The following is a 10,658-nucleotide window of genomic DNA, read 5'->3' as shown; positions in this document are numbered from 1 at the left end:
ATGATTTTTTTCGAATCGTCGATATTTTGACACGTTTCGGAATATGTTTCTGACAGGCTGTTGGATAATCTCACCTAAGTTTGTAGATAATGATGACAGCCATCGCCGGTCCCGGGCTCGGGACCACTCAAGCGCAACGCCAACGCAAGGAACGAGACATGATAGACATCGATATTCTCGCCGATCTCCTTGGGCGATCTGTGCTTGGCAATGACCGTCCGGGCGCCCTCTCCCGCCCGAACTGTCGAATGTGACGCTCGTCCTCCTTTCAACGGTACCAGACAAGTCAATTCGCCATGGCTGCGCATGCCGCGCAGCAGGAGTTCTATCCATGAAGAAGCAAGTTATCGAATATGCCGGCGTTCCTGTCGGGATCGTCATTCCAGACGAAGACCGGCTGAAGTTCATCGCCGTGAAATACCATGTCCACGACCTCGACGAGCAGCGATTCGGCTCGCCGGACGAGGTACGGCTGGCCATCCATGACCTGATGACCCGCCGCCATCCGAAGCCGCTTCATGCCTGAGGGCAATGGGGCCGCTGCCGAGTTTGGCGGCTTTCCTGTCGTGACCGGTCCTTAGGGGCCGGTCTTGTTTTTTGAGGACAATTGCAGTCCTATTCGGCGGCCCTTCGCGCACAAGGATCCGCCCTTGCCCGACCTTCTCAACCTGATCACCGATATCGACGGCGTCGCCGTCGGCCATGCGACCGATCTCGCCCTCGGTTCCGGCGTTACGGTCATCGTCTTCGACGAGCCGGCCGTCGCATCCGGTACAGTGCTCGGCGGCGCGCCGGGCGGGCGCGATACCGGCCTGCTCGACCCGTCAATGACCGTCAGCGCCGTTGACGCCTTCGTGCTTTCGGGCGGCTCGGCATTCGGGCTTGATGCCGCCGGTGGCGTGCAGGCGGGATTGCGCGAGGTCGGCCGCGGTTTTGCGGTGGGTTCGGTGCGCATCCCGATCGTGCCACAGGCGATTCTGATGGACCTGCTGAATGGCGGCGACAAGGATTGGGGGCTCCATTCACCCTATCGCGACATGGGCTATGCGGCGTTGAAGGCGGCCGCCAAGGGCCCATTCGCGCTCGGCACCGCCGGCGCCGGGACGGGGGCGACGACGGCCACCTTCAAGGGCGGGCTCGGCTCGGCCAGCGCCGTCAGCAGCGCCGGACACCGCGTCGCGGCTGTTGTCGCCGTCAATGCGCTCGGCTCCGCAACGATCGGCGACGGGCCGCATTTCTGGGCGGCACCCTTCGAAAAGGACGGCGAATTCGGGGGGCTCGGCATGCCTGCGGTTTGCGACCACCGGATGCGGCTCAAGGGGACGAATACCCCGGCAACGACGATCGGTGCGGTGGTGACCGACGCGCAGCTGACGAAGGCGGAGGCGCACCGGCTTTCGCTGGCCGGCCACGACGGCTTCGCCCGGGCGCTTTTGCCGGCGCACCTGCCGCTCGACGGCGACACCGTCTTTGCCGCTTCGACCGGCAGGCATCGACGAGACGACATGGCAAGCCTGATGGAGCTTTGCCACCTCGCCACCATCGTGATGGCGCGGGCGATCGCCCGTGGCGTCTACGAGGCCGGCGCCCTTCCGGCCGAAGGCGCGCAGAAGGCGTGGCGCGACCGCTATCCTGACGGTCATTGATCGAATAAACATGTCTCGCAAGACGTGCAGCCTTTGCGTCAAACAGATGCGGAAAACAAAGACTGGAAGCGCGGCAGGCCGATCTTAGGATCGCGGCAGGCTTTATGGTCGCAACCTGGTGGGGAATGCGCATGATGAATAAGGTTTCGTTTGCGTCGTCGGCACGTTTCGTCCGGCGGCTTTCCCTCGGCGCCGCGCTTTCGCTCTGTCTCGCGGTGACGGCGATGACGCCGGCGGAAGCGGCGAACACCAGCCTGAAGCTTGGCATGAGCGTCGAGCCGACCGGTCTCGACCCGACGATCGCTGCGCCCGTCGCAATCGGCCAGGTCACCTGGCAGAACGTGTTCGAGGGATTGGTGAGGATCGACCAGACCGGCAAGGTCCAGCCGCAGCTGGCAAAAAGCTGGGAGGTCTCGCCCGATGGCCTGACCTACACATTCAAGCTGCAGACCGGGGTTAAATTCCACGACGGCGAGGCCTTCGACGCCGCCAGCGCCAAGTTTTCGCTCGACCGCGCTCGCGGCGCGGATTCGGTCAATCCGCAGAAGCGCTTCTTCGCCTCGATCGCCTCGATCGATACGCCCGATGCGGAAACGCTGGTGCTGCATCTGTCGGCGCCGACCGGCAGTCTGATCTACTGGCTCGGCTGGCCGGCCTCGGTGATGGTCGCGCAGAAGACGGCCGACGACGACAAGGTGACGCCGATCGGCACCGGCCCCTTCAAATTCGTCAGTTGGGCAAAGGGCGACAGGGTCGAACTCGCCAGGAACGCCGACTACTGGAACAAGGATGCTGCCGCCAAGCTCGACAAGGTTACCTTCCGCTTCATCGCCGATCCACAGGCGCAGGCCGCCGCGCTGAAATCGGGCGATCTCGACGCCTTTCCGGAATTTGCCGCACCCGAACTGATGAGCTCGTTCGACAGCGATGCCAGGCTCGTGACCAGGATCGGCAATACCGAACTCAAAGTCGTCGCCGGCATGAACAATGCCAAGAAGCCGTTCGACGACAAGCGCGTGCGCCAAGCCCTGATGATGGCGATCGACCGCAAGACGGTGATCGACGGCGCGTGGTCGGGCCTCGGCACGCCGATCGGCAGCCACTACACGCCGAACGATCCCGGCTATCAGGACATGACCGGCGTGCTCCCCTATGACGTCGAAAAGGCCAAGGCGCTGCTGACTGAGGCCGGCTATCCCAACGGCTTCACCTTCACGATCAAATCGCCACAGATGGCTTATGCGCCGCGCAGTGCTCAGGTGATGCAGGCGATGTTTGCCGAGATCGGCGTGACGATGAATATCGAGCCGACCGAGTTTCCGGCGAAATGGGTCCAGGACATCATGAAGGACCGCAACTTCGACATGACGATCGTCGCCCATGCCGAGCCGCTCGACGTCGACATCTATGCGCGCGATCCCTATTATTTCAATTACAAGAATCCGGCCTTCAACGCGCTGATGAAGAAGGTCCAGGAGACGGCCGATCCCGCCGCGCAGAATGCAATCTATGGGCAAGCACAGAAGATCCTCGCCGAGGACGTGCCAGCGCTCTACCTCTTCGTCATGCCGAAACTCGGTGTCTGGGACAGGAAGCTGAAAGGGCTGTGGGAGAACGAGCCGATTCCATCCAACGTGCTGTCCGGGGTTTCCTGGGAGGAGTGATCGGCATTTGAATGCATGAGGCGCGGAGATGAGCGAAACGAAGCCTGATGGCGAGCCGTCCAATGCCGGTCCCCGCCCTCCGTCATGCTCGGCCCTGAGCCGAGCATCCACACGGCATCCACGAGCAGCCGCAACATGGATCCTCGGCTCAAGGCCGAGGATTACGGAGAGTGGGTTTGACCTTCTCGCCAAACCCATCGCCAGCGCATCGAAGGGCTGCCGTGCCACACCGAAAGCGTGGCCCGCATGATCGCCCTCCTCGCCCGCCGCTTCGCCGGCCTTGTCATTACCCTCGTCATCGTCTCGCTGCTGATCTTTACCGTCATGGATCTGCTGCCCGGCGATCCCGCCTCGATCCTACTCGGCACGTCGGCGAGCCCGGAGACCTTGGCGGCGCTACGCCATGATCTCGGTATCGACCAGCCGCTCGTCCTGCGTTACGGGCAATGGCTGGCCGGCCTGTTGTCAGGCGATCTCGGCCGATCCTACACCTATGGCGTCCCGGTGGCGGGATTGCTCGTCGAGCGCCTGGCGGTCACGCTGCCGCTGGCGTTGATGGCGATCGCACTTTCGGTGGCGATCGCCCTGCCGCTCGGGGTGCTCGCCGCCTCGCGCCGCGGCCGCGTCTTCGATATCGCCGCAACGCTGTTTTCACAGATCAGCATCGCAATGCCCGCCTTCTGGGTGGCCTTGCTGCTGGTCATTCTCTTTTCTACGATGCTCAGGCTGATGCCGGCCGGCGGTTTCCCTGGCTGGGGTGCCGGTCTGTTGCCGGCATTCCAGGCGCTTGTTCTGCCGGCAGTCGCGCTGGCGATGCCGCAGGCGGGCGTATTGACGCGGGTGGCGCGTTCGGCCGTGCTCGAGACGATGCATGAGGATTTTGCCCGTACCGCGGTGGCCAAAGGGCTTTCGCGCAGCGCCGTGTTGTGGCGTCACGTCGTACCGAACGCGCTGATCCCGATCCTCACCATGATCGGGCTGCAGTTCACTTTTCTCGTCGCCGGCGCAGTGCTGGTGGAAAATGTCTTCAACCTGCCCGGTCTCGGGCGGCTTGCCCTGCAGGCGCTTTCCCAGCGCGACATCATCGTGATGCAGGATGTCGTGCTGTTCTTCGCCGCCCTCGTCATCGTGGTGAACTTCATCGTCGATCTCTCCTACATGGCGATCGATCCCAGGATGAGAAAGGCGGCCTGACCCATGGTGCCGATCGCAGTCATTGCCACGTCAAGTGGCCGCCGCCCTTTCAGGATTAGCCGGCGAAGGAACATGATCTCGGGTGCTGTCATCGTCGGCCTGCTGATCGCCGTCGCGCTGCTGTCGCTCGTCTGGACGCCGCTGCCGCCGGCAAAGATGCAGATCGTCCACAAACTGCAGCCACCTCTCGCCTTCGGCCTGCTCGGCACCGACCAGTTCGGCCGCGACGTGCTGTCGATGCTGATGGCGGGATGCTGGAATTCGCTGTCGATCGCCATTACCGCGGTTGCGATCGGCGGGACGCTCGGTTCGATCGCCGGCGTTTCGGCGGCAGCGATCCGCGGACCTTTCGAAGCGCTGCTGATGCGCATCTGCGACGTCATCTTTGCCTTGCCGCCGATCCTGTCGGCGATGGTGCTCGGCGCCTTTCTCGGGCCGGGGCGGTTCACCGCGATTGCCGCGATCGCCGTCTTCATGATCCCGGTCTTTGCGCGGGTGACGCTGGCGACCTCGCTCCAGGCCTGGAGCCGGGATTATGTGACGGCGGCGCGCGCGATCGGCAATACGCGCCTGACCATTTCGCTGCGCCATGTGCTGCCGAATATCATCAGCCAGATCATCGTGCATGGGGCGATCCAGCTGGGGCTGGCGATCCTGACCGAAGCCGGTCTCAGCTTTCTCGGGCTCGGCATGGCGCCGCCGGCGCCGACATGGGGCCGGATGCTCGCCGATGCGCAAACCTATCTGGCGCAGGCCCCCTGGCTGGTGGTTCTGCCCGGCCTTGCCATCGCGCTGACCGTGCTCGGCTTCAACATGCTCGGCGACGGCTTGCGCGATCTTCTCGATCCACGGGAGGCAAGCCGCTGATGTCCTCCCGAAACGAAAGGCCGGAGACCGAGGCGATGAGCGACACCAATCTGACCATCCGCGCGCTCAGACGGCGCTTCGCCGATAAAAGCCTTTCGCCGCTCGACTACTGGCTCGCCCTGGAAGACCATATCGCTGCCTGGGAGCCGTCGATTTCAGCGCTCTATCTCTACGATCCGGAAGCGGCGCGGGCGCAGGCGAAAGCATCGACGGCGCGCTGGGCAAAGGGACGGCCGCTCGGCCCGCTCGACGGCATTCCGGTGACGCTGAAGGAATTGATCGCCACGAAGGGCCAGCCGGTGCCGTACGGCACCAAGGCGGTGGAGCCGAAACCGGCGGAAGCCGATGCGCCGGCTGCCGCCCGGCTGCGCGAGGATGGCGCGGTGATCTTCGCCAAGACCACCTGCCCCGATTACGGCATGCTTTCCTCCGGCCTTTCGAGCTTCCATGCTCTCAGCCGCAATCCCTGGAACATCACGCAGAATCCCGGCGGATCGAGCGCCGGGGCTGCCGCCGCGGCGGCGGCCGGCTACGGGCCGCTGCATATCGGCACGGATATCGGCGGCTCGGTGCGCCTGCCCGCCGGCTGGACCGGCATCTTCGGCTTCAAGCCGAGCCACGGGCGCATCCCGGCCGATCCCTATTATGTCGGGCGCTGCCTCGGCCCGATGACACGCAGGGTCGAGGATGCGGCCTTTTCCATGGCGACGCTGTCGCGCCCGGACTGGCGCGACGGCACCAGCCTGCCGCCGAACGATTTCAACTGGATGGATCTCGATATCGACATGTCAGGCATGACGATCGGGCTGATGCTCGATGCCGGCTGCGGGCTTGCTGTGGATGACGAAATCACGGGTGCGGTCGAAACAGCGGCAAAAGCTTTCGAGAAGGCCGGCGCCACCATCATATCCGTCCAGCCGGTGCTGACGCGCGCCATGCTTGACGGGCTCGACAGCTTCTGGCGCGCCCGCCTCTGGAGCGAAATCGCAGACCTGGACGAGAAGCGGCGCGACAGTATCCTCCCCTATATAGGCGATTGGGCGAAGGTCGGCGCCGACGTCAGCGGCGTCGATGCGGTGAGAGGCTTCAACCAGACGATCGAAATGCGCAGGAGTTGCGGACGGTTGTTCACGACGATCGATGCGCTGCTTTCGCCGACCAACCCGATCATTTCCTATCCGGCCGAATGGGCATCGCCGACCAACGATCCGGCAAGGCCGTTCGAACATATCGCCTTCACCGTGCCGTGGAACATGTCGGAACAGCCGGCCGCCTCGATCAATTGCGGCTTCTCCCGGTCGGGCATGCCGATCGGGCTGCAAATCGTCGGGCCACGCTTCGACGACATGCGGGTCCTCAGACTGTCGAAAGCCTTCGAAGATTGGACGGGCGGCGTGAGTGCCTGGCCGCGGGCCACTGGTCACTTGAACGGGCGGCGATAGCCGGTCGGCTGCTGGTAGAGCGAGCCGATGCGCGCGACGGCGGACTCGAAATTCTCACGCGCCACCGTCATGCTGTGACCATTGGCATGAAGGATGGTCTGCGGATCCTCGAAAATCGCCACATGGCCCTTCCAGAACACCAGGTCACCGCGACGGATTTCAGAACGGTCGATCGCTTCGCCGACGCCGGCTGCCTGCATGTCGGTATCACGCGGCGCCTGTCGTCCGGTCATCAGCATCGCAAGCTGCACGAGGCCGGAGCAATCGATGCCGAGACCGGAGCGTCCGCCCCAGAGATAGGGCGTTTCCAGGAATCGGCCGGCGATCTCGACGTAATCGGCACCGTCGAGGGCGCCGATCGGCTGGACGTGCGTGGCGAAGATCGCGGTTCCATCCTCGAGCACGACGTAATGATTGCCTCGCACTTCAGCCTCGTTGGCAACGTGAACGCGGCTTCCCATCGAAAGCGTCGTCAGGTGCGGTTTGCGCAGTTCGGGCTCCGGGTAGAGCAAGGTTCGCGGCACGGTGACGATATGGGTCGGTACCGGGTCAATTTGCGAAAGCGCGTCTGCGGCGACATAACCGACATAACCATCCGAAGCGGCTTTCACCCAGCACCAGCCGTCGGCGCGATCGAAAACCGTCACCTGCTCGCCAAGGAGCAGTTCCGTATCGATGCCGCGCGCCAATTCCGGCGCAGGGCGCAAGCCAATGACGGGAACGGCGACACGCGCCGGGGTGCCTTCCACGAAGCGCGACGCCTCCACCTTGCCTTCGAGTGCTGCTTCCGCGAGATCGGACCTGTAGGCATGCAGGCGGCGGTCGAACATCGTCATTCCCATTCCTTTCAGATCGTCCGTTCAGATCGGCAGACGGCGACCCTGATCACGAACGAGATCGCCGAGCTTTTCCAGGTAAAGCGCGCCGCCCACGGTACGCTTGATGATGACGTTGCGCCGATCGGCATCGTCGCGCACGCGATCGACCAGGCCCATCTCGCCCATCGTGTCCAGCGCGCGGGTAATGACCGGCTTGGTGACACCGAGCGTGGCGGCAAGCCCGCGCACGGTGTGGGGCGGCGGCACCAAGTAAATATGCAGCAGGATCGCCATCTGGCGCAACGTCAAATCGCGATCGTCAAGACGCACCTGATCGAGCGCCACGCCATGCCAGAGCCCCAGCGCCTGCGAGGCGGTCAGTTCGATCGGCACGGCCCCTCCGGAAAATCGTTACGCTAGCGTTTCATTTTCCGGCAGTTGCCATGGACATGCAAGGGCCGCCGGCAATTGCCGTCCGGCAGGGTGAATAAAATTTTAACGATCGCCCTCCGCCCCAACGCCGGGGCAGTTTCGGGCAGCCCCTTAGAACAGGATGATTTCAGGCCCGATCGGCCTAAAAACTGAATCCTGTTCTCAATTAAAGGTCGGAGCATGATGTCGCCCGAAAACCGCTCACACTTTTCGGCACTAGCGCAGGCCCGTGCGGATATGATGGAAGAGCGCGCGGATCGCCTGTGCTTCGCCGCCGCCCGGCGAATGCGGCCGCTCCGACTGGGCCCAGCCGTAAATGTCGAAATGCGCCCAGCTCTTCGCCTTGCTGACGAAACGTTTGAGGAAGAGCGCGGCGGTGATCGCCCCTGCCATGCCGCCAGCCGGCGCGTTGGTGAGATCGGCGAATTTGGCGCGGATGTCCTTTTCATAGCCGGGATAGAGCGGCAGACGCCAGATCGGATCGTCCGTTTCCAGGCTCGCTTCGGTCAGGTCATGCGCCAGATTGGCGTCGTCGGTGAAGAAGGGCGGAAGATCCGGGCCCAGCGCAACGCGAGCGGCACCGGTCAGCGTCGCCATGTCGATCAGGAGCTCGGGTTCCTCCTCGTCGGCATAGGCCAGCGCATCGGCAAGGATCAGACGGCCTTCGGCGTCGGTATTGTCGATCTGGACGGTGAGGCCCTTGCGACTGCGATAGATGTCGCCGGGGCGGAAGGCGTTGGAGGAGATTGCGTTTTCGACGACAGGGACGATGACACGCAGATCGACCTTCAGCTTGGCATCCATGATCATCAGGGCGAGGCCCATGACATTGGCGGCGCCGCCCATGTCCTTTTTCATCAGCAGCATCGAGGCAGCAGGTTTGATGTCGAGGCCACCGGTATCGAAGCAGACCCCCTTGCCGACGAGCGTCACCTTGCGATGGCCCTTCTTGCCCCAGCGCAGTTCGAGAAGGCGCGGCGCGTCGGCGCTGGCGCGGCCGACGGTATGGACGAGCGGGAAGTTTTGCTCAAGCAGTTCGTCACCCGTGATAACCGATAGTTCCGCCTTGTAGTGCTGGGCCAGGCCGCGGAATGCTGCCTCGAGCTGGTTCGGTCCCATGTCGTTCGTCGGCGTGTTGATGAGATCGCGGGCGAGAAAGACGCCGGCAAGCTGGCGCTTGATGTCGGCGCCGTCGGCATCGGTCGGAATGAGCATTGTCGCGCCGGCAGATTTTTCAGATTTGTAACGGTCGAAACGGTAGCTGCCGAGCCCGAAGCCGAGTGCCAGGCGATTTGCCGTCAGCGGCGCGGTCTCGATGTGCCAGTCGCCGGCCGGCAGCGCACGCGCGAGCCTACCGGTGATATAGGGCTGTTCGGATGGATTGGTGCCGAGGCCGAAAAGCGCGCCACCAAGATGGCCCTCGGCGGTCGGGATCAGCAGCAGCGAACCGCTCTCGGCCTTGTAACCTGCCTTTTTCGCCCAGTCGAGCGCGATCGGATCGATCGTGCCGGTCTCGATATGGGCGGGCGTGACAGCGAAGATCGGCAGCGTCGAACCGCCCTTCGTGCTGAAGGGGGTCGGTCTTTCGATGAACTGATAGGGGGCCATGTTTGTCCTTCGGCGGTCGTCAGGAATCACTCCTTAACGGTCTGTTAGGGTTAACAGACTATTGCTGGAGCGAAGATTGCGTCAAACCTTTCCCTGTTCCGCGTTCCAGGTGAGGCGCCGATTTCGGAATCAGGAACGCGTCATGCCTGCCTCGCTCACGACCATATCTACCAATCGCTTCCTGCAGGGCGTCGCAGCGTCGCTGATCATCCTCGCGCTGGCCGGCTGCTCGACGACCAGGGACCGGATGACGACAGGCTCGGTGCCGAAACTTACCAAGCCGGTCGAAGAGATGGACGCGACCGAACTGCGCTCGGCAACGGACCGGCTCGGCCAGGCCTATGAAAAGAACCCGCGTGATCCCGTTACCGGCGTCAGCTATGCCAATCTGCTGCGCATGAACGGCCGCGACGCCCAAGCCCTCGCCGTCATGCAGCAGGTGGCGATCGCCAATCCGGGCGACCGAAACGTGCTGGCAGCCTATGGCAAGGCACAAGCGGCCGCCGGGCAGTTCCAGCAAGCGCTCGACACGATCAGCCGGGCGCAGACGCCGGATCGACCGGATTGGAAGCTGGTCTCGGCCCAAGGCGCGATCCTTGATCAGATGGGCCGGGCAAGCGAGGCCAGGCAGCGCTACCGCGACGCGCTCGATATCCAGCCGAACGAACCGTCCATCCTGTCCAATCTCGGAATGTCCTACGTGCTGACCGGCGATCTGCGTACGGCCGAAACCTATCTGCGCTCCGCCGCCGGCCAACCAAACGCCGACAGCCGCGTCAGGCAGAACTTGGCGCTCGTCGTCGGCCTGCAGGGACGTTTTGCGGAAGCCGAGCAGATCGCGCGGCGCGAGCTTTCGCCGCAGCAGGCCGATGCCAATGTCGCCTATCTCAGAGGCATGCTGTCACAGCAGAATTCCTGGCAGAAACTCGCCGCCAAGGACAAGGCGCCGGCAGCAGCGGGCGACAGCAATACCAACTGACGGGCGTC

Annotated in this window: 10 protein-coding genes; 7 read left to right on the top strand and 3 right to left on the bottom strand. The window is 63.6% G+C overall.

Translation table 11 applies throughout. The features are described 5' to 3' along the window. Nucleotides 1–331: 331 nt before the first annotated feature. The 6 genes from J2J99_RS01325 (at nt 332) to J2J99_RS01300 (ending at nt 6,813) form a co-directional block, all read left to right on the top strand. Nucleotides 332–526: a hypothetical protein gene (locus J2J99_RS01325; protein ID WP_004674838.1), complete on the top strand. Its 195-nt coding sequence runs from the start codon at nt 332–334 to the stop codon at nt 524–526. A 124-nt stretch (nt 527–650) separates the two neighbouring features. Beyond that, nucleotides 651–1,646, top strand: a complete 996-nt coding sequence (locus tag J2J99_RS01320) for a P1 family peptidase (protein WP_168295535.1) — start codon at nt 651–653, stop codon at nt 1,644–1,646. A gap of 134 nt (nt 1,647–1,780) precedes the next feature. Then, nucleotides 1,781–3,310: an ABC transporter substrate-binding protein gene (locus tag J2J99_RS01315; RefSeq protein ID WP_205918704.1), complete on the top strand. Its 1,530-nt coding sequence runs from the start codon at nt 1,781–1,783 to the stop codon at nt 3,308–3,310. 246 nt (nt 3,311–3,556) lie between these two features. After that, nucleotides 3,557–4,504, top strand: a complete 948-nt coding sequence (locus tag J2J99_RS01310; RefSeq protein WP_168295539.1) for an ABC transporter permease — start codon at nt 3,557–3,559, stop codon at nt 4,502–4,504. Nucleotides 4,505–4,507: 3 nt separating this feature from the next. Continuing rightward, nucleotides 4,508–5,371 (top strand): ABC transporter permease, encoded by an 864-nt coding sequence (locus J2J99_RS01305; RefSeq protein WP_168295540.1) that lies wholly within the window; start codon nt 4,508–4,510, stop codon nt 5,369–5,371. A 35-nt stretch (nt 5,372–5,406) separates the two neighbouring features. Beyond that, nucleotides 5,407–6,813, top strand: a complete 1,407-nt coding sequence (locus J2J99_RS01300; protein ID WP_168295542.1) for an amidase — start codon at nt 5,407–5,409, stop codon at nt 6,811–6,813. On the opposite strand, the gene J2J99_RS01295 is transcribed toward J2J99_RS01300, so the two are convergent. The 3 genes from J2J99_RS01295 to J2J99_RS01285 form a co-directional block, all read right to left on the bottom strand. Further along, nucleotides 6,792–7,649: a C40 family peptidase gene (locus J2J99_RS01295; RefSeq protein ID WP_168295544.1), complete on the bottom strand. Its 858-nt coding sequence runs from the start codon at nt 7,647–7,649 to the stop codon at nt 6,792–6,794. The two genes, J2J99_RS01300 and J2J99_RS01295, sit on opposite strands and share 22 nt — an antisense overlap. Nucleotides 7,650–7,673: 24 nt before the next feature. After that, complete coding sequence (locus tag J2J99_RS01290; RefSeq protein WP_016735093.1) at nt 7,674–8,024, bottom strand: MarR family winged helix-turn-helix transcriptional regulator; 351 nt, start codon at nt 8,022–8,024, stop codon at nt 7,674–7,676. Between the two features lie 255 nt (nt 8,025–8,279). After that, nucleotides 8,280–9,671, bottom strand: coding sequence for a leucyl aminopeptidase family protein (locus J2J99_RS01285; protein ID WP_168295546.1), 1,392 nt, complete (start codon nt 9,669–9,671; stop codon nt 8,280–8,282). 142 nt (nt 9,672–9,813) lie between these two features. On the opposite strand from J2J99_RS01285, the gene J2J99_RS01280 reads away from it, so the two are divergent. Continuing rightward, entirely contained in the window at nt 9,814–10,650 is an 837-nt protein-coding gene (locus J2J99_RS01280; protein ID WP_168295548.1) for a tetratricopeptide repeat protein, read from the top strand. Nucleotides 10,651–10,658 lie beyond the last annotated feature (8 nt).

This window comes from Rhizobium binae, assembly GCF_017357225.1.
Lineage (GTDB): Bacteria > Pseudomonadota > Alphaproteobacteria > Rhizobiales > Rhizobiaceae > Rhizobium > Rhizobium binae.
Note: the sequence above shows the minus strand (reverse complement) of the source record. Positions and strands in the feature narration are given on the sequence as shown.

Excerpts from the sequence above, each read along its gene's own strand:
- J2J99_RS01325 (WP_004674838.1), top strand. The coding sequence starts at position 332 with ATGAAGAAGCAAGTTATCGAATATGCCGGCGTTCCTGTCGGGATCGTC.
- J2J99_RS01315 (WP_205918704.1), top strand. The coding sequence starts at position 1,781 with ATGAATAAGGTTTCGTTTGCGTCGTCGGCACGTTTCGTCCGGCGGCTT.
- J2J99_RS01310 (WP_168295539.1), top strand. The coding sequence starts at position 3,557 with ATGATCGCCCTCCTCGCCCGCCGCTTCGCCGGCCTTGTCATTACCCTC.
- J2J99_RS01305 (WP_168295540.1), top strand. The coding sequence starts at position 4,508 with ATGGTGCCGATCGCAGTCATTGCCACGTCAAGTGGCCGCCGCCCTTTC.
- J2J99_RS01300 (WP_168295542.1), top strand. The coding sequence starts at position 5,407 with ATGAGCGACACCAATCTGACCATCCGCGCGCTCAGACGGCGCTTCGCC.
- J2J99_RS01295 (WP_168295544.1), bottom strand. The coding sequence starts at position 7,649 with ATGACGATGTTCGACCGCCGCCTGCATGCCTACAGGTCCGATCTCGCG.
- J2J99_RS01285 (WP_168295546.1), bottom strand. The coding sequence starts at position 9,671 with ATGGCCCCCTATCAGTTCATCGAAAGACCGACCCCCTTCAGCACGAAG.
- J2J99_RS01280 (WP_168295548.1), top strand. The coding sequence starts at position 9,814 with ATGCCTGCCTCGCTCACGACCATATCTACCAATCGCTTCCTGCAGGGC.